Annotated in this window: 27 protein-coding genes and 1 tRNA gene; 11 read left to right on the forward strand and 17 right to left on the reverse strand. The window is 42.1% G+C overall.

The window, feature by feature from the left end:
• The first annotated feature begins 39 nt into the window (after nucleotides 1–39).
• On the forward strand, nucleotides 40–204 hold the full coding sequence (locus MHH52_RS21645; protein WP_167348532.1) for a hypothetical protein: 165 nt from the start codon (nucleotides 40–42) through the stop codon (nucleotides 202–204).
• On the opposite strand, the gene MHH52_RS21650 is transcribed toward MHH52_RS21645, so the two are convergent.
• Nucleotides 201–527, reverse strand: a complete 327-nt coding sequence (locus MHH52_RS21650; protein WP_340004395.1) for a YolD-like family protein — start codon at nucleotides 525–527, stop codon at nucleotides 201–203. The two genes, MHH52_RS21645 and MHH52_RS21650, sit on opposite strands and share 4 nt — an antisense overlap.
• A gap of 252 nt (nucleotides 528–779) precedes the next feature.
• On the reverse strand, nucleotides 780–1,340 hold the full coding sequence (locus MHH52_RS21655) for a hypothetical protein (protein ID WP_340004396.1): 561 nt from the start codon (nucleotides 1,338–1,340) through the stop codon (nucleotides 780–782).
• Between the two features lie 117 nt (nucleotides 1,341–1,457).
• Here MHH52_RS21655 and MHH52_RS21660 point away from each other — a divergent pair, with 117 nt between their 5' ends.
• Complete coding sequence (locus MHH52_RS21660; RefSeq protein WP_340004397.1) at nucleotides 1,458–1,946, forward strand: PH domain-containing protein; 489 nt, start codon at nucleotides 1,458–1,460, stop codon at nucleotides 1,944–1,946.
• A gap of 247 nt (nucleotides 1,947–2,193) precedes the next feature.
• Here MHH52_RS21660 and MHH52_RS21665 read toward each other — a convergent pair.
• A protein-coding gene (locus MHH52_RS21665; RefSeq protein WP_340003511.1) for an IS1182 family transposase occupies nucleotides 2,194–3,554 on the reverse strand; the annotation gives its coding sequence in 2 pieces (ribosomal slippage) (nucleotides 2,194–2,984 and nucleotides 2,984–3,554; 1,362 coding nt in all).
• A gap of 373 nt (nucleotides 3,555–3,927) precedes the next feature.
• Nucleotides 3,928–4,344 carry a cytidine deaminase gene (locus MHH52_RS21670; protein ID WP_340009764.1) on the reverse strand — a complete coding sequence of 139 codons (417 nt, stop codon included), beginning with the start codon at nucleotides 4,342–4,344 and terminating at the stop codon, nucleotides 3,928–3,930.
• Nucleotides 4,345–4,451: 107 nt separating this feature from the next.
• Here MHH52_RS21670 and MHH52_RS21675 point away from each other — a divergent pair, with 107 nt between their 5' ends.
• A complete protein-coding gene (locus MHH52_RS21675; protein WP_340009765.1) occupies nucleotides 4,452–4,883 on the forward strand; it encodes a NucA/NucB deoxyribonuclease domain-containing protein in 432 nt (143 codons plus the stop codon).
• A gap of 88 nt (nucleotides 4,884–4,971) precedes the next feature.
• Here the strand turns inward: MHH52_RS21675 and MHH52_RS21680 are convergent, their stop codons facing one another.
• Nucleotides 4,972–5,118, reverse strand: coding sequence for a YjcZ family sporulation protein (locus tag MHH52_RS21680; RefSeq protein WP_313641762.1), 147 nt, complete (start codon nucleotides 5,116–5,118; stop codon nucleotides 4,972–4,974).
• Between the two features lie 149 nt (nucleotides 5,119–5,267).
• On the opposite strand from MHH52_RS21680, the gene MHH52_RS21685 reads away from it, so the two are divergent.
• From MHH52_RS21685 to MHH52_RS21695, 3 genes are all read left to right on the forward strand, one after another.
• Nucleotides 5,268–5,444, forward strand: coding sequence for a YjfB family protein (locus tag MHH52_RS21685; RefSeq protein WP_313641753.1), 177 nt, complete (start codon nucleotides 5,268–5,270; stop codon nucleotides 5,442–5,444).
• Between the two features lie 148 nt (nucleotides 5,445–5,592).
• Nucleotides 5,593–6,135: an ImmA/IrrE family metallo-endopeptidase gene (locus tag MHH52_RS21690; RefSeq protein WP_340004398.1), complete on the forward strand. Its 543-nt coding sequence runs from the start codon at nucleotides 5,593–5,595 to the stop codon at nucleotides 6,133–6,135.
• Nucleotides 6,136–6,214: 79 nt separating this feature from the next.
• Nucleotides 6,215–6,376, forward strand: a complete 162-nt coding sequence (locus MHH52_RS21695; protein ID WP_170880221.1) for a hypothetical protein — start codon at nucleotides 6,215–6,217, stop codon at nucleotides 6,374–6,376.
• 66 nt (nucleotides 6,377–6,442) lie between these two features.
• Here the strand turns inward: MHH52_RS21695 and MHH52_RS21700 are convergent, their stop codons facing one another.
• Nucleotides 6,443–6,580, reverse strand: coding sequence for a hypothetical protein (locus MHH52_RS21700; protein WP_340004399.1), 138 nt, complete (start codon nucleotides 6,578–6,580; stop codon nucleotides 6,443–6,445).
• Nucleotides 6,581–6,689: 109 nt separating this feature from the next.
• Between MHH52_RS21700 and MHH52_RS21705 the strand changes: the two genes are divergently transcribed.
• The 3 genes from MHH52_RS21705 to MHH52_RS21715 all read left to right on the forward strand — a co-directional run bounded on the left by MHH52_RS21705 (nucleotide 6,690) and on the right by MHH52_RS21715 (nucleotide 8,677).
• A complete protein-coding gene (locus MHH52_RS21705; protein WP_340004400.1) occupies nucleotides 6,690–7,022 on the forward strand; it encodes a DUF3139 domain-containing protein in 333 nt (110 codons plus the stop codon).
• Between the two features lie 174 nt (nucleotides 7,023–7,196).
• Nucleotides 7,197–7,691 carry a sigma-70 family RNA polymerase sigma factor gene (locus MHH52_RS21710; protein WP_313641757.1) on the forward strand — a complete coding sequence of 165 codons (495 nt, stop codon included), beginning with the start codon at nucleotides 7,197–7,199 and terminating at the stop codon, nucleotides 7,689–7,691.
• A complete protein-coding gene (locus MHH52_RS21715; protein ID WP_340004401.1) occupies nucleotides 7,688–8,677 on the forward strand; it encodes a hypothetical protein in 990 nt (329 codons plus the stop codon). Before MHH52_RS21710 ends, MHH52_RS21715 begins: the two co-directional genes overlap by 4 nt.
• 678 nt (nucleotides 8,678–9,355) lie before the next feature.
• Here MHH52_RS21715 and MHH52_RS21720 read toward each other — a convergent pair.
• From MHH52_RS21720 to MHH52_RS21730, 3 genes are all read right to left on the reverse strand, one after another.
• A tRNA-Met gene (locus MHH52_RS21720) sits at nucleotides 9,356–9,419 on the reverse strand.
• A 415-nt stretch (nucleotides 9,420–9,834) separates the two neighbouring features.
• Entirely contained in the window at nucleotides 9,835–10,686 is an 852-nt protein-coding gene (locus tag MHH52_RS21725) for a DUF3037 domain-containing protein (RefSeq protein WP_340004402.1), read from the reverse strand.
• A gap of 2 nt (nucleotides 10,687–10,688) precedes the next feature.
• On the reverse strand, nucleotides 10,689–11,504 hold the full coding sequence (locus MHH52_RS21730; RefSeq protein WP_340004403.1) for a HipA family kinase: 816 nt from the start codon (nucleotides 11,502–11,504) through the stop codon (nucleotides 10,689–10,691).
• A gap of 380 nt (nucleotides 11,505–11,884) precedes the next feature.
• On the opposite strand from MHH52_RS21730, the gene MHH52_RS21735 reads away from it, so the two are divergent.
• Nucleotides 11,885–12,304 carry a stress protein gene (locus MHH52_RS21735; RefSeq protein WP_340004404.1) on the forward strand — a complete coding sequence of 140 codons (420 nt, stop codon included), beginning with the start codon at nucleotides 11,885–11,887 and terminating at the stop codon, nucleotides 12,302–12,304.
• Nucleotides 12,305–12,361: 57 nt separating this feature from the next.
• Here MHH52_RS21735 and MHH52_RS21740 read toward each other — a convergent pair whose 3' ends face one another.
• Both MHH52_RS21740 and MHH52_RS21745 read right to left on the reverse strand, forming a co-directional pair.
• Nucleotides 12,362–12,607, reverse strand: a complete 246-nt coding sequence (locus tag MHH52_RS21740; RefSeq protein ID WP_340004405.1) for a YolD-like family protein — start codon at nucleotides 12,605–12,607, stop codon at nucleotides 12,362–12,364.
• 107 nt (nucleotides 12,608–12,714) lie between these two features.
• Nucleotides 12,715–13,023: a hypothetical protein gene (locus tag MHH52_RS21745; RefSeq protein WP_340004406.1), complete on the reverse strand. Its 309-nt coding sequence runs from the start codon at nucleotides 13,021–13,023 to the stop codon at nucleotides 12,715–12,717.
• Between the two features lie 133 nt (nucleotides 13,024–13,156).
• On the opposite strand from MHH52_RS21745, the gene MHH52_RS21750 reads away from it, so the two are divergent.
• The gene (locus MHH52_RS21750; protein ID WP_340004407.1) at nucleotides 13,157–13,423 is read left to right on the forward strand and encodes a hypothetical protein; all 267 of its coding nucleotides are present in this window, start codon (nucleotides 13,157–13,159) and stop codon (nucleotides 13,421–13,423) included.
• Nucleotides 13,424–13,476: 53 nt separating this feature from the next.
• On the opposite strand, the gene MHH52_RS21755 is transcribed toward MHH52_RS21750, so the two are convergent.
• The 6 genes from MHH52_RS21755 to MHH52_RS21780 form a co-directional block, all read right to left on the reverse strand.
• Entirely contained in the window at nucleotides 13,477–14,211 is a 735-nt protein-coding gene (locus MHH52_RS21755; protein ID WP_340004408.1) for an N-acetylmuramoyl-L-alanine amidase, read from the reverse strand.
• Nucleotides 14,211–14,477 carry a phage holin family protein gene (locus MHH52_RS21760; RefSeq protein ID WP_340004409.1) on the reverse strand — a complete coding sequence of 89 codons (267 nt, stop codon included), beginning with the start codon at nucleotides 14,475–14,477 and terminating at the stop codon, nucleotides 14,211–14,213. Before MHH52_RS21760 ends, MHH52_RS21755 begins: the two co-directional genes overlap by 1 nt.
• Nucleotides 14,478–14,499: 22 nt before the next feature.
• A complete protein-coding gene (locus MHH52_RS21765) occupies nucleotides 14,500–14,721 on the reverse strand; it encodes a BhlA/UviB family holin-like peptide (protein ID WP_340004410.1) in 222 nt (73 codons plus the stop codon).
• Between the two features lie 61 nt (nucleotides 14,722–14,782).
• Nucleotides 14,783–14,914: an XkdX family protein gene (locus MHH52_RS21770; protein ID WP_340004411.1), complete on the reverse strand. Its 132-nt coding sequence runs from the start codon at nucleotides 14,912–14,914 to the stop codon at nucleotides 14,783–14,785.
• The gene (locus tag MHH52_RS21775) at nucleotides 14,915–15,397 is read right to left on the reverse strand and encodes an XkdW family protein (protein ID WP_340004412.1); all 483 of its coding nucleotides are present in this window, start codon (nucleotides 15,395–15,397) and stop codon (nucleotides 14,915–14,917) included. It abuts the gene before it with no gap.
• 15 nt (nucleotides 15,398–15,412) lie between these two features.
• Nucleotides 15,413–17,353: a hypothetical protein gene (locus MHH52_RS21780; protein WP_340004413.1), complete on the reverse strand. Its 1,941-nt coding sequence runs from the start codon at nucleotides 17,351–17,353 to the stop codon at nucleotides 15,413–15,415.
• Nucleotides 17,354–17,357 lie beyond the last annotated feature (4 nt).

The following is a 17,357-nucleotide window of genomic DNA, read 5'->3' on the forward strand; positions in this document are numbered from 1 at the left end:
CAAAAAAGGGCAAAATATTAACGAAAGGTGGGAGATCATATGGACATTCATAGCGATAGCTATAAAGTTGCAGCACTGAGCGAGCAGGATGAAGCACTCGAAATTATTCGGAATGCCGAAGCTTCCATTGCACATCTGACTGGCAACCCAACGGTGACCCTAATTGCTTATGAAAAAAGTGAAGGCAGCGGTTCTCAGCATTAGACGATGTAAACCTCAACGATGTCATCTACATTAATCCACTTCCATTCCTCCGCCCACTGCAGCTTAAACTCACGCGAGTGGGTGTGAATGGAAGTCACAAATGTTGTATTCTCAAAGGGATCAAACAGCACAATAGTTACGCGCACATGACTCCGTAATGATAAGGCCAGTGTACATTCGATTTCCTCCATCTTTTGCTCATCCAGAATAGGCTTGATGCGGCGCAGCGTCTCCCGTTCATCCCTAATAATCCTTACCTTGTGCTCCGGCAGCATCATGCGACTACTTTCCCACAGTCCGTTTTTCTCCAGCTTTTTGCCCATGGTAACCCCTCCTTAATTCTATACTTATTCCGTTATACACGAACGTATGTTTGTATTATATCCACACCTTCGCTGAATAATCAATAATTAGGAAAAAGATACCACTTTTAAACCTTCCTCTTTATCTAAAAGTTGTATAATAATGTATGTCTGATCGAGAGGAGCTTTCCACTTAAAAAAAACCTCTACTTAGGTTCAAAATCACATCAAAAAGACGCTGACAGTTGAACTGTACAGCGCCTAAATTGCGATCTATTCTTGAACCTTCTTCGACTCAGCAATGTTCTGACCATTAGCATCAATGAGCCCAGTTGCTTCCCTTGCCTCATTGAGCTTGGAAATACCGTATAGCATCGCTAGATCAGCGTTCTGATTCAATTCCTCAAACTGCTCAGCGGTGACTTCTGTAGAATCAGCACCTTGAGAGGCTTGTTCTTTTAAAGAATAAGCACTTTGAAAAGCGATTTTAGACTCATCAAGCAGCTTACGAATGTCTTCGGGCAAGCTAGAGGAAATCTTCACCTTCTCAGCCTGATTGGATAGGTCTGTTGAGGTCTTCTGGAATTCGTTAATCTTCTTCTCTAGCTGCCTGTCCGAAAGTTCTCCTGCTGAATAAGATGCAATGGCTTCGTTGAACTCCGCTAAAGATGATTTTCCTAATTCCTCAAGTTTGGACATTTCATTGTAGAAGTTTTGCACGGTCTCCTGCACTTCTTCTTCTGAGGCAGGCGCCGATGAAGTTGAATTATTATTGCTGCAGGCGCTAAGGATGACAGACAACATTAGCGTTCCTATTAGTAAGACTTTTTTCATTATTTATCCCTCCACTTAACAGAATAATGTCGGTTTGTGTAAAGCGCAAATGAAATTTATGTAAATTGACTATTATGTTATAATTATTTCAATTGTAATCAGGGAAGGAGAGTATTTATGCCTTATTGCACAACCTGCGGATCAGAATATAAGCAGGGCGCTAAATTTTGTGGAGAATGCGGATCTAGCATTGACGGCACCGCTCCAGTGACCGCCCGTCGTCCATCAGTAAATCCTAACGCTACTCAGGAAGTCGTACTCTGGAAAGGCAAACCTGCCAGCATCTCAGATCGCCTCAAAGGAATCGTACGCCTAAACACGACTACGTACACTATTACAAGCCAGCGCATTATGGTAAAGACCGGACTTATCGGTAAAAATGTCGAAGAAATCGAATTGCTTCGTGTACGCGATTTATCCGTAGCACAATCTGTCATGGATCGGATGCTCGGCATCGGTACTTTAACTGTATTTTCTGATGATGCCTCAGCGCCTCAGCTTCTTTTTCGAAAAATCCATGATGCCCAAACCGTCAAAGATCTTCTGCGCAAAGCCTTTCGTGACGAGAAGATCGCCAACAACATTAGCTACCGCGAACAAATCTAAGACGGTTTTCACGTGAAAAGATAATTCTTATGATTACGCAAGAAGAAACCACGTTGTCGTCCTTTAAAGACGACAACTGTTTCTCGTAGAAATATAAGGATATTATAGTTGTGTAGCATATAAATTCTTATATTTAAAAAAAGCCCCGAAATTCGGGGCTTTCAGAGTGTCGAGAAACCCAGGTCATTTTACGACCGCGGGTTTCTTTTTAGGTTCTGGCATAAGTAGAATCGGAAAAGGGAGGGGGTTACCCCCTCTGTTCCAGGCGATCCAGGTGGATCGCCATCTTCTTCATGTTCTGCACGGCTGCCGTCATCAGTGCCTGTTCTCTGACATTCGGAAGTCCGCGCAACCGGCAATAGCGAAACCCATGGAGCTCTTTAGCATCCGCGAAGCTTCGCTCAATCGTCTCTTTTCGTTTGCGGTACAGTTGCTTGCCCGACTTACTGAGTCGGTTATTCCGCACCCATTCCTTGCTGTCCTCCCAGACGTGCCGGGTCACCACCTTTCGGTGATTTCGGGACTGAGTGCATTGGTCCAGCAATGGGCAACTCTTACAATGGTCCGGATCAGAAGCATACTGCCGGTAACCCTTTCGGTCTGTGGTCCGGTAATTCAGTTCATGACTGGCTGGACAAACATACAAATTTCGCTCGGCATCAAAGGTGAACTTCCATTTCGGAAACAATCCTTGCTTGGGATGAAATCTCCGGTGTGCAATCACCGCAAAAATCTTTCGGCTTTGTAATCCTCGACAAATCGGTGTGGTTAAGTAACCTGAATCGAGCGCAACGGCTTCAATCTTAAATCCAAAACGTTCTTGCTGACGGTCTAAACGCGACAAATATGGCACGGAATCATGAACATTGCCGGGCGTTACATGTACATCGGTAATGAGATTGTATTTGGTATCTACGGTACGGTGATCTAGATAAAAGAAGCCCTCCGGTTTGCCATCCCGGATCATATATCCACTATCTGGGTCGGTCTTGCTCACTTTAATCTCTTTCTCCTCGTTCACTTCCTCTCTTGGTTTCAGGGCTTTTTTCCATGCTCTTTCCGGTCTTCGGCCACAGCAGCGTTGAGTTCATTCACGTAATCTTTGGTGTTCTGCAGTACTTGTTGTTTGGTGTACTGGTGTTTATTCGCATTTGCTTTTACATGGGTTGAGTCGGTCACGAGAACCCGTCCACCGACCATCCGGTGCGAAATAGCCTGAAGAACAATCTCATCGAAAATGTCCTGAAAAATGTTCGTATCTTTAAATCGGGTTCGCCGGTTCCAACTAATAGTCGTATGGTCTGGAACCTTGTCGGTTAATCCCAGTCCTAAAAACCAGCGGTACGCCAAATTGGTTTGGATCTCTCGCTCCAATTGACGTTCGGAACGAATGCCGTAAAAGTATCCAAGAAAAATCATCTTAAATAAGATAACTGGATCAACAGCAGGACGTCCGTTATCTGCGCAGTACAACGGCCTAACTTTTTCATCGATAAAGGAAAAATCAATATACTTATCTACTTTTCGTAGCAAATGATCTTGAGGAACTAAATCTTCGATAGAGACAAACTCGTACGCTTGTTGTTTTTCTCGGTTGGAACGCAACATACAAATCACCATCCGTTCTATAAATAGTTACCTATATTATACAACATTAACGCGGTGTCGTGTAAAATTATTAAGACATAAAGAAGGCTGTCGAGACTTTCTCGACAGCCTGAAAGCCCCGAAATTCGGGGCTTTTTTACTTGCGCTTCGACGCTCGAAGCAGAAATCCTTTTAAGGAAGATAGAACGCTCCTGCTGGGATAATCCCCTTTGGCTGACTAGGACTTTCCCACTGCAATACAACCCGTTTTCGAAGGTTGCGCTGCTCCATCCACCCTCACATCCTTTTAACCTTTTTAAGTTATAGTATAGAGAAGGTTGGGAACGAACTCAGCGAATGGACAAGAACTTGTAAATTAATTTAGAGCTGTATATTATCTCGTATATCTGAGCGGCAGTAATTCAGTAATATCATATTTAGCTAACCGACCATCCTCGGATACAATAACCTTGCAGTCTTTTCCGTAATCAGCAATTAACTCACGGCACATACCGCAGGGAGAGACTACTTTAATCTCTCTTTCCTCACTATCTGGGTCAGAATGCCTTACCGCAACAATCGTATCAAATTCCTTGTAGCCTTCGGATATCGCTTTTCCAATGACCATCGCTTCTGCACAGACTGTTATCCGCCCCATGCTAGCTTCTACATGTACCGCTGTAAAGATCTCCCCCGTCTTAGTACGGAGCGCCGCTCCTACATGGTGTCTTTCCCATTCATAACGTCTAGTAATAATATCTTTAGCAGAGGCTATAAGCGTCTGATCTTCTATTGTAATCAAATACTCCATATACAATTCCGTCCTCCTCTTATTTTTTCTAAGTATATTAAATCGCACTACATTATGATATAAGATATACTATTTTAAGTTCCAAAAAAGGAGGAGCAGATTTGAAAATACAGAAATTTATCACCAGTCTCATCATTGTTGTGTTACTTGCCTTGAGCGGTTACTGGTTTGAACAGAACGGAGACCCGGCAGCCCCCTCGTCTACATCCGATTCAGAAGTTGTTCAGCTGACCTTCCCATCGGATCGTTATCCTGAGACCGCCAAGCATATTCAGGATGCGATTGCCAAAGGGGAATCCGCCACGTGCACCATTAACCGTGAGCAGGCTGAAGAGAACCGCAAAGAATCCTTAAAAGGGATCCCCACCAAAAAAGGGTACGACCGCGATGAATGGCCAATGGCCATGTGTGATGAAGGCGGCAAAGGTGCCGACATTGAATACATAACCCCCAAAGATAACCGCGGTGCAGGAAGCTGGGTTGGTAATCAGCTAGAAGTTTATGCGGATGGAACCCGCGTAGAATTTATGTTCAAATAATAACTCGGCTGACAAATGAGAACTATGCTTCAAAAGAAAAGCCCCATCCGGCATACGCCGGATGGGGCTACAATGTGCATTAGCTAGCTTAGAAAAAGCAAGCTTTAGTGATGATAACCAGCAAGATAAAGAGTACCAGAATAGCTCCTGTTGAAGTAAAAGGACTACATACCGGACCTACTGATGCTGGACTTACTACAGGACCTACGTTACAACCACAATGTTCCATTCCCATGTTCAATTCCTCCTAATGATTAATGACTACAGCACAAGATATGTAAAAAGGAGATAAGCCGTTTGGGCGAATTGGCAAACAAATGCTATTCACCTAATGAATTGAATGGACAGGGTCGATAAACAGGATATACACGAAGGAGGTGCGATATGGATATAGCTGCATTATCAATGGCAATGAGTCAAGCATCCTTAGCTCAAAATGTTGGGATACAGGTCATGAATATTGCTAAAAATCAGGCGGAAACCCAGAGCCAAGCGATGGTGGAAATGCTAGGGAAAAGCGTCGCTCCTAATTTAGGAAAAACACTTGATATTAGTGTTTAATTGCTTTATGCTAAGGACATATAAGAACACTAGTTCTTATATGTCCTTTTTCTTTATACTTTTTGCTCTACATAGCCCTTCGGGCTTTTCTTTTGTACATTTATGCGAACATACGATCCTATAACTTAATGTGGATGAGGTGAATGAGATGATAAACATAAAATCATATTATCAAATGACTGCGCTGGAGAAGTGGACGGAAGATTTATACAAGCGCTTGAACCTTAATCATCCTTCGCAAATTTCGATTGCTTATATTGCAGAGCGTCTTAATATTTGGGTTCATTATTTGGATGTAAGAAGCAAGAGCATTGAAGCGTCTGCAGGGATGTACAGCATGTTTATCGACAACCGGCTTCCAGCTAGTCTGCAGCGGCTGGAATTTCTCCATGAGCTCTGTCACCTGCTCCGCCATGGTAACAATCATACATTGATGCCAGAGCATTTTACGCGGGCACAGGAGGATGAATCCGAGCGTTTTATTCTATACGCAGCTATGCCATACTCCATGATCTCCCGCATGACATTACCTGAACAACGGGAAGAAGCTATCACCTATCTTGCAGCAGAATTTCAAGTTCCTAGCGAGCTCGCTTTGCAACGGATTGATCAAATCCAGAGACGTGTATTTCAGGGGCAATTATTGGCCGTGATGGGAAGAAACGAAGAGCGATTAACACATATTCAATAATGACTGCGGGGATAATAAGCTTAGTCGCAATGAAGGTCCATTAATAATTATGGTGGAATTTCTCGTAAGGGGGAACGATATGGAAGCCATTAAAGTAATTGAATTATTGATGACTCATCCAGATTATAACGTAGATGCAGTTCACCCCGAAATTCCGGATTTTGTTGGGATTGAATCGATTGAAGTGGATCATGAAACGGGGACCTTCTCCATTTTATTGCAAGAACCCAAAGACGACTGAAGAAGGATCATTTTATTGGCAAGTCCATAATAAAAAGGCAGCAAGTATAGTAACCCAGGCAATTCTTTACCTACGCCATACACCTATAACCCCCCAAATAATAAACCATAAGATTCTCAGACCTGGCAACTTCGGATTAGTATGATTCTCCAATTGCTTAATTCGCTGCTCCAGCTCCTGTATTTTTTCTTCTTGTTGCGTCATCTTCTTTCCTCCCTTCTAATGTGTAAATTACAAGATACAATAGAAATGACATACCAGTCACAATATATTATCTTGTAATATATACATTTTATCTAAATGGAGGAAATTAATGAAGAAAAGAACAAAACTATTTTTTGTTACCCTCATTATAGTATATGGAGTTGCTTCCTTAGCGCTTTACGCCTTCCGAAATCATATGAACAATGAAGTTATTCATTATTTGGTAGATACGAAAGATTATAAGAATGAAGATCTTTATAAAGTATACACCCAGATTAGTAAGGCTCCCGTAGTAAGTACAACGGTTATTTTTGCAGATGAACCTAACGCAAGATACTTTTATCGAAAAGAAAAGGATCGGATTTATCAATATAGCATGGCACCTGTAAAAGGTACTGATCCTAACTATACATATAAACATATTGAGGAGAGTCTCCCGTGAAGGAGGACACTCTATTAATAGACGCGGTTGCCCCAGCAGTCATGATTATGCTGTTGGGGTGACCGCGTTTTTTGTACCTTACATCTTGATCTAAACGCAAACGAGTCTTCTCAGGAACAAAATGTGACCAAATACCGTCCTAAATGGTGTTATAGGTAAAGGGGGCATAGAATCATGCAGCGATCCATGACCCAGCCGGGAAATCATGTGATAAAGAGTTACGAAATCTACGCAGATATGCTGTTCCGGATTGCCTTGGTCCATTTAGGCAGCCGCCAAGATGCCGAAGAAGCCACTCAGGATACCTTCATCAAGTTGATAGAAAAAGCGCCAAAGTTCAAAGACGCTGAACATCAGAAAGCATGGCTGATCCGGGTAATCACCAATCATTGTAAAACACTATTGGGCAGAGGCTGGCGTAAGCGCGAGGTTAAGCTGGAAAGTGTTGAACCCATTGCAGTAGACAGCCCCGAAGATTTGGCTCTACTGCAGTTAGTTATGGCGATGCCCATGAAGTATAAAACCGTAATCCATCTTTATTATTACGAGGACTATCCCATCCAGGAAATCAGCAAGATTCTGCAGATTAGTCAGTCTGCCGTGAAGATGAGACTTCAGCGGGGGCGGCAACTGTTAAAACTGGAGCTGGAAGGAGTGGAATCACAATGAAAGAAGATCAGTTTCGAAAATTATACAAGAAAGCGGTGGATTCTATGAAGCCAGGTGAAGAGATGAAAAATGAATTGATCGACAAACTGGAGCAACAGCAGGAGCTGAAACGTCCACGCAAGACGGTTTATATCGCGGCAAGTATCATGCTTGCCGCCGGAATCGGCTTGGCTGCGCCTAATATATGGCAGCAGTTAAACGGCCAGAGTACCCAAGGGCAGATTGCCCAGGTAACTCCGGGCCCAAGCGAACCGGGCAATTCTGGTACAAATGCGTCCGGAAGCATTGTCATTCCCAAGCTGGAACTGCCGGATACCAAGTCTGGCGTTATGGCAGATATGATCGCCTTGGTCGTGTATAAAGATAATATTTATACACAGTCTGCGACTCGCATAGACGCCGCCGACGCTGCCGCCCTGCGCGGTGAGAAGCTGGGACGGACTACAGGCGGCATCGATGAATGGAGCGGCAAAGACAAGTACATTGAGTTAGCTTCTAACATCGGTGAGACGGATATCTATTCCGTGAAGGGATATGATTCCGATTTGCTGATTATGTCCTATTCTGAAATCAACGGCGAGGTATTCGCCGAACTGTATGAGCATACGAACGGCATCACTATAAACAGCGGCGCCGATCTATTTGGCAAGCTAAATCTTGAAGGCCGCATTACTTCAGCACAGTGGGAAAGTTTCTACAGTTGGAACAACGGGCAGCAGCAGTACACACCGCTCGCTGACGGAGAGGCGCTTAGCAGCTTTCTGACGGCACTCCAAACAGCCAAACCGCTGGCAGCAGAGCCTCTTATCAAGCAAGGCATCTACGATAGCGAAGACCGCAAGATCCTCTATCTCCAACTGAAAGACAACGCCCGGGTAGAGCTGACGTTGTTCGGTCAAGGGCTTGTACGCTACGGTCAGGCGCCGGTATTCTTCGAGGTCGAGTCCGGGGCATTCCAGAAGCTGTGGGACAGTATGAATCCGTAGTAATGTTGGTCGGAACCAGTTTACTCCTTCTCTAAATGAGAAAGGAAGCCTGCTTTGAAGTGCCCCCTAACTCCTCTCCAGTTAGGGGAGATAGCCGTGATGCTCCGGCCAACGAGCAAATAGGCCGCGGTAGCCTCAACCGTAGCCAGTATAAAAAGCACCCTCGTATAATAGAGAGTGCTTTTTATGATCTATCTTTATCGTCCTTTTCCATTTCTGGAGGTAATGGTGGAAGTTGTTTCATCAGGTGATCAACAAATTCGTCATCGGTTTTACTAAAATCCGGGCTTAGTGGTATGTCATTGTATTCTGATAATCAAAGCATTCGACCTATGCTATTTTTACACATTGTAGCACGATCAGCGACATACTCATATATCATTTTTGTAGGCGATTGGAATAAATCCAAACGTAGCTGCTATACGACTAGGTATGACTCAGGCGATGTTCAATGAACTACTCACACTTACTCCCCATCATGCAGGAAGAAGCCATTGACAAAATAGAAGCGGAACTGAATAAATACGTTGAAAAATAACTCGAACCTGTGGATAAATAATTCCCGTTAGCAAATCCGTTAGCACGCTAGCAATTCTGACTTTTCCCTATCCTCTTCCTCTTCTACGGATGAGCCTATAGACAGCAAAAAACCCTTACAAAGTAAGGGTTTTTGATAAGTGGGCCCTGAGGGACTCGAACCCCCGACCAATCGGTTATGAGCCGACCGCTCTAACCAACTGATATAGGGAAAAGAGATAAATACATTAAACTCTATTCGTAAATGCTTGATTTAATAAGAAACCATGGTTATTAACTAAATCTAATTATATAGTATTCGTGACCAATTCCGTGACCATTAGCCCCTGGAGAAATCCGGGGTTTCTTTTATGTTTTTTTCAGCGCATCCGCAATTAATCTCTCCAATGGACTCGCCTTGAAATACTTATGTCCACACACTTTAGCCAACTGAGCTTGGGGAAAGGTTAAAATGTATATAATTTGGATTCCGTTTGCTTGATATCAGTACATTTTATATGTATGTGTTTATATTCATTATAAATAGTTCGTTTACAAATACGTTAGCAATTCTGCGAAGTGGTAAAGATCTATTTAATAAAAAAGAGTCGTTTAGGATAATCTCCTACGACTCTTTTTTATTAGCTTAAAAGCTTCATCTCACTAACCATTGTATCGGCAAAATTTTGTATTTGTGTTTTGTCATGAGCTTCAAACGTTTGAGTTTCTTCTTTTAAAATTTTCAATGCGATACTAATATTTTTAGTCATATCTTTTACATATATAAGAGTTGTTAAATCAATATCATTTGTATCGAATTTTTGTATCAGGTTTGATTTTTCCTTCATTTTATTAAAATTATAAGCCCATTCTTTTGCTAATAAAGTTGCTTGTTTACTACCACGATTTGTGTAGTCAAATGAGAAGGTTTTTATTACCTTGATACGATCATTGATCGTTCTATAAGCATAATCCAACTCAATTAATTCTGTTCCAATGTCAATCTTTAAATTCTTTTCTAAGTCTGCATTTGAGATTTTAGTACGAATCACTTTATTCATAATTGACTTGACTTCAATTTCAGTTAATCTATGATTTTTCTGAACTTCAAAATGAACATAAGTTTTATAAAGATTATGAAGGTCAGTTTCTAAATCTGATGATTTGAATAATTGAATTTTAGAGAACTGAAGCTGATTTACGTATATTGATGTAGCTTTTTCTAAATAATAAAAATCAGATGTATCTTTAAAGGAAGGACCTGAAACCGTGGAGTTTTTAGAAAAATCTTCTTTAACACCACTTAAAACAATTTTCAAAAAATTAACATCTATTTCATCATCAAATGTAGAGACTCTAGAGAAATTTGTAGTAATGATACAATCAATGAAATTTTCTTCAGGTGAATGCAGTACAACTCCAATATTAATAAATTCTTCTCTGTTTTCATCAGGTACATATCTAAGAACTGCGAACTTACAAATAGAATCCACGGTTAAGTCCCTCCTTTCCAATGAGGTAATAAAGGTTTTAGTATGTGCAAGGCATCATTTATTCTATGTAATCGATCACCTAAATATGAGTGCAGTGCCGTTTTATCATCCGAAGGAATCGTCCATTCATCCGGAATACCATTAATAGTATTCCACAAAAATGCATCTGTTATTCCAGACATCTTCCCCAAAATCGGATCAAAAGGGTTGTGCCCATTCACAAAAGGAACCAGTTTCCTAAATATATACCCATTCTGTGTAAAAGGTTCGAATCGAGAACCTATCCTTAGGTTCAACTGATTCGCATTCCATAGGCTACCAATTTCAAACACATGAGTGTGATCAATCACCACAAGTTGCATGTTTGATTGATCGAATATAAGGTTACCTCCATTGCAATCGCGATCGGTATTACAAATGAGCTGGTCAAATAAAATTATTTCGGGTATTACCCGGATGTTAGTTGCAGATTCGAGCATTTTAGAGTTAGCTATTTGAAAAGCTTTATTAATCTTCTTTGTTCCAAAATGAAGCCCTCCAGAAAGTTCTTCACCACATTCTATGTGATTACTGATAGTTGTTCCATAAAGTTTAATAAATTCTTTATCAATATTAATTAAAGTAGGATTTGCAAGGGGGAGTTTTAGCTGATCAGCTAATTTTGCACAAACGTACTCGTTAGCTAAAACTCTTGTCCCTTCTGGATTTTGTTTGAATTTTGTATAATATTGATTTCCATCATCGCAAAGTATTACATACGGTTTAGTTACTCCATTGTTTACTGGTTGCATTGGTCTAACAGCGTTTATGACATTCATCCGTCGGCCACCTACTCATATAAGACGTAGAAATATTACTATCTCTTCATTCTAGTTGTATAAAAGTATTTTACAAGAGAAATTTTATCCCTATTATAATCATTAGTTAATTTATCTCTATATAGTATACAGAAAGTACCCACACATTACGAGTGCGACCCACATTAGTTCCATAGGGTTCTATAAGGTCCTATATCAGTTTAGCAAAGCAACATAATCATTATAAAGTTCTATAGAGTTCTGTAAATAACTCCATGACGGTAGAAGAAATGGTAGAAGATAAATACCCTTCAAATGCATATATAGTAATCAACGTAGTAAATATTTCCTAAATCTGCTAAACTGATTTTGTAAAAATATCAGGAATAGTGGGGGTAACAATGGGGAAAAAGTTAAGTTTGTTGCTATTGGTAATGCTGTTTGTAATCAGCGGGTGTTCAAGTGATTCCGGCAGTTCTGTAAGTGCTGGCGATGTTATTACCAAATTTAAAGAGGCTGGATTAGAAGCAGAAGACGCAAGGGCGCTGACCAATGAGGATATGGGTATTGCTCCTATGGCCTTTGAAGAAGGGCAACGTTTCGTTTTGCCATCACTTGGTGAAGATGTTGGCGCGCGAGTTTTTGTTTTCAAAAAAACCAGTGATCTTGATGATTTAAAAAAGTATTATGATGAAATGGGAAAAGCCTCTGCAATGTTTTTTAGCCACACCTATGCAAAGGATAAGGTTCTACTTCAACTTCCAGGGAAACTTGAAGAAGAGCAAGTGAACAAATATAAGGAAGTTATGGACAAACTATAAAATCAAGCCCCGCTGATTAAACGGCGGGGCTTTTCATATTTCTAAACGTTTTGGAATTTAATATGTAGCAGCAATAATTTCGGACATCTCTATCCAATCCCAATCGTCATCTGACCATCGGAGCTTGATCCGCTTAAGCTTCCGATCCACCTGTATGACAATGTCTTTATAGAGCACTTCTTTATAGAGGTCAAATAGTTTTATCGTAACCGGTTCGTGGTCGGCCATGGAATGATACAGGGCTAGAACAATTAACTCCCATTCCCATTCCTGTTCATCCAGAACCGGCCTTTCCTTTTTCATTTGCTACTGCTCGTCTTGAATGATTCTGCGCTTATGTTCCGGTAAAATCATTCGACTTCCCTCCCATAGTCCATTAGATTCAAGTTTTCCAGCCATTCAAACTCCTCCTAGTACTTAGTCCAGTAGTCAATATTTCCGCCATCAATACCCCACTGTATATCCTGTGGCATTGACTCATGCCTTTTAAATCGTGGGTCAGGGCGTTCCCAGCCCTCTATTATGATCGCTGTCTCAGGCGGCATGTTTGGATTCCACTCGATATAGTTTTCCTGTACCAATTCCTGTAAAGCAGCTTTAATCGGTACCGGCATGCGTCCACTTAGCCGTTCTAACTCTGGTAAACCTGGCATATGAGCGTGATGATTTGCTGAGTGGGTCATGATCATAAGTAGCTTCCGTGCTGTATCACTAAGCATATCCACCCTCCAAAATAAGAACATTTGTTTGTATTATATGCGAACATTCGTTCTTTATTCAATGGATATATTTAGGTTGTCGCTTCTTATAAGTGAATCTTATATAATGTTTAAAACGCGTAGAGGTGTGAATATGAATAACAAAGAAAAAAGAGAACCTGTGACCATGAACGTTAAGGAAATAAGGCAAGAAATCCGGGCTGCCGTTTCAATGGGAGAACAAATCGTCGTCTTTATATCTCATACCCGCGAGCGAATTAAGGGAATCGCAGGACATTCGAATGATCCAAAGAGAGTGAAAATTACCACTGATGAAGGTCCAGTGTGGGTACCGATCAGTAATGTGGAGAGTGTGTCGAGGGTAATAAGGTTAAGGATCGAGGGCACTACTGAAGAATGAAAAAGAAGCCCACTAGCCGAAGCCAGTGGGCATAATGTCAAGCGTTTGAGAGTTTACTTTGTGATGTTAACTGTATTTGTTGCTGCGTCATATACAACTATAGCCCCTAGAGCCTCTGCTACAGCACGCGCAGGCGTAAAAGTAGTGCCGTTATCTAGCACTCCGTCAGCTACCTTTTTGCCGTTTACGTTGACTGTCACTTTTACATCTTTATTCACCGATGTCGCCTCCTTCTTCTTCAGACCAAAATACTTTGCAATCCCGATCACATGGCCATCAATTATTGCTTGGATAACCACATCTTTTTTAAGTTTGGCAGCATCGGTTGCCACATCCAAAAACAAATTCTCCGTGAGTACTGCTGGCATTTTACTCTCTCGTACCATGTGCAGGTTATCTGCCTTCTGCCCCCGATTAATTACGCCAACAGCAACCTTATTGAGTGTGTCCATAATCGCCATGTGCAGGACGTTTTGCAGTGCTGCCGATGCGGCTGAGGCTTTTGTATATCTAAACGTTTCAAAACCGCCAGAGCCACCACCAGCGTTACCATGGATTGAAACCAGGATATCAGCGCCTGCTTTGTTGGCTAGATTTGTGCGCTCCTTTAATTCCAGAAACACATCTGTGCTACGGGATAGCAATACCTGAACTCCATCATAATTTGCCTCAAGTCTCTTTTTAATCTCTAAAGCCGCTGACAGTACGATGTCTTTCTCTTTTAAACCGTTTGCGACAGCGCCCGGGTCTTTGCCACCATGTCCTGCATCGATCAAAACCTTCTTCATTATTCTTCACCACTTTTCTTTGCTTGCTTGACCAGTTGGTTACCATATACAGCCACAGCACCACATAGGATGCCTTGAATAAAGCTTGTGATCACAAACCCTAGCATCAATACAGAAAATAGGATGGCGATCAGCGTAACGATATATACAATACTCCAGTCTGGTACTTTCGGCGTTTGTTTTAGTCCATAACCGATGATCCAACAAGCTACGACAACAACCATTAATTCAGGATTAATAAACTTCATAACTGCATTCCATTCCATAACACTTCACCCTCTCATTAAATTAGTTTTTATGGGGAAACCGATCTTTCATTTCACGAAGCTCTATGATGATGACATCATACTTCTCCGAAAACTTCTCTAGTAGATCCTGCAGTCGCCCTTCCCTCTCTTTATTCGCACGCATTACGTAGATTAGTAGCCAAACAAATAACACCGCGAACGGACCTTGTGTTAAAAAATATTTAAGTACATCCATTTCTGTCACGATTGCCCCTCCCCCCATCTATCTCCCCTTAATATAAATAGCCCCCGTAACAGCTACGAGGGCAAAATAAAAACGCCTACTATGCGGCGCTGGTTGTAATCTCTATAGCCTGTTCGGCTGTGATTTTTTTAGCCGTAACAAAAATCTGTACTTGCGCTGTCGTATATCGTCCAGCATCATAATATCTTTTAATAGTTGCAAACCAATCCATCTACAACACACCTCCTTCCACTAGACTTAGGAGTAAGGAAGCTTGGTCCTGCTCAGCCTGCTCCTGCTTCGCCTGTGTCTGCGCCAGCTCCAGCATCAGGGCAGCGTTGTCCTCTTGTAGTTGCTCGACTTCCGTTAGTTTAGGCGGCTTATTGGCTTCGGCTTCCTGGTAGGCTTCCCATGCTATTTGTAACTCTGCTTCTGTCGGCTGTGGCTCATCCAAATTCCACGATGCGATAAACTGCCCACGCTCTACAATATCGTAGTCAACGCCCTCTACTAGTCGATTAAAGTCCACTACATAACGATAGTGTACACCTTCTATATATTCGGTCTCGTCTTCTTCAAGTGGACGAATCTCGTAGCGAAAACGTCCGTCCACGCCTGCGCGTAAAATTGGCTCAGCGCCGTTGTCTTGGACAATAAAATCACCCATTGGATTGGCGTTTGGATAGATGTGCATAATTGCTGACGCAATATTCATAAGTTTATCCTCCTTTTATGCCATTCTATTAATTTGAAACGCTGTAACATCATTTGCTAAATTGATATTTGTTGCTCCGGTCGTCATTACGTATAACTCTAAAGTGTGTCCCGCATCCATGTACATAGCCACCGCGCCTTTAACGATCATACTTGTTGCATTTACCGCAGTCCTTTCATCTAGCACCATGTTTGTCGAATAATTTAAGTAAAGGCGTAATTGTGCACTAAATCCAGCAGGAACCGAATCTAAAAATACACTCGCCGTCACTAAATACATGCCTTTTTGTTTTGCTATAAATGTCGATGTAGTTTTATTAAATTCACTTAGGTGATCATATGAAGTTGCGGAGAATGCTACTTTAGTCCATACACTCGCCGATACTGCTTGACTTGCTGACTTTCCCGCAAATATACCAGTACGACTAGTTGGAGTATTATCTCCCCAAGGGTTAATAACACAGGAATTATTATCCATAATCATCCCGCCAGCATAAGCAGAATTCTTGTTAGTACTTGATATATTGCTAGCATCCAGTACAGCCTTCCCGCCATAGGCTGCTGTAACAGCGTAAGAATTACCCGAGCCTGAGCAAGTTTGAATTAATACTTCGCTGTTGGTATGCGCTTGGAAGGCTGGCGATCTATTACTGACTGAACAACCAACAAAGTAGGCTTTAGCGCTATCTACAATAAAACCCTTTTCGTTTACGGCAGAACTAATAGTGCAATACGAGATAGTTACTTCGGGGGAACTAAATATTAAATTAGGTCCCGCTTTGCTGAAAACAAATCCTATTACAGTTATTCTACATGTACACCTCAAAAGAGATATACTTGAGGCTACATGGGTAGTCACCAACGAAGATGCGCCCGTTATTTTGATTTCCCCCGAACCGCTGCGACCGCCTAAATAAATATCATCACTATAAGTCCCCGCCGCCACATTAATGTTTATAGCGTGATTCACAACTTGAGGAATCACGCTGATAGCCTTTGAGATTGTTTTAAACGCTCCTGCCGCTGTATTAGCTAACCCGTTATTACTATCACTACCATCTGTACGGACATAGTAGGTAATATCCGCTGTTGTTTGCTGCGGTGTAGTAGCCAAAGGCGCTTTGCTGTTCAATTGCCCTTGTATTCCGCTAGTCACCCCATCCAAATAACCATACTCCGCATTGGACACCGCTCCAGTCCCGATCTTACTTGCATCTATGGCTGCTGCAGCATTGATATCTGCATTAACAATGACGCCCGCTGCAATTGCGGTCACTCCATCCCCTGTGCTGGTTACGTCTCCAGTATGATTGGGATGTACATAAGCATTAGCGCCCGCTGCAATGCCGTCCAGTTTAGCCTTATCCGCTGCAGATTCCAACCCCGCAGTGTTAGGTGTTGCTACAGCAGTTGACGCTTTGGCATTCCAAGCAGTTTTTTCAGCATCTGAAACAAAACGGTTTGAAACATCCTGGGCAATAATAGACGGTGGATGTGTTGCCGGGTGGGTATAGTTGTTGGCTCCAACCGCAATGCCGTCCAGTTTGGTTTTATCCGGCCCACTCATAAGACCGGCTGCTGACTGTGTTGCAAGAGTTGTAGGAGCCTTGGCATTCCAAGCTGTTCGCTCTGCTGCCGTAATGTGCACGGTGGTATCTGTGGCATGACTTGTTAAATTTGTCTGCACAGCATTAGCTTTTGCCTGTGCACCGGTTGTTGTCTCCTTAGCGTTCCAAGATGTTCGCTCTGCAGCTGTGATGTGGATAGTTGTATCTGCTTTATGAGCCGTAAACACGCTTCTAATCTCCACCAGCACTTTATATGTTCGATTAAGTAGCCAGTTCCACCATGCAGCCGGGGGCTTGTCATCGACTTGCCAACCTTCATTTTTCTTACTCGTAGGCGGCTCTATGCCCGTCTCCAGCCAATCGGGCAGTTGTTCATTGAAATCTGCCAAAATA

It is taken from the genome of Paenibacillus sp. FSL K6-0276 (assembly GCF_037977235.1).
Lineage (GTDB): Bacteria > Bacillota > Bacilli > Paenibacillales > Paenibacillaceae > Paenibacillus_AQ.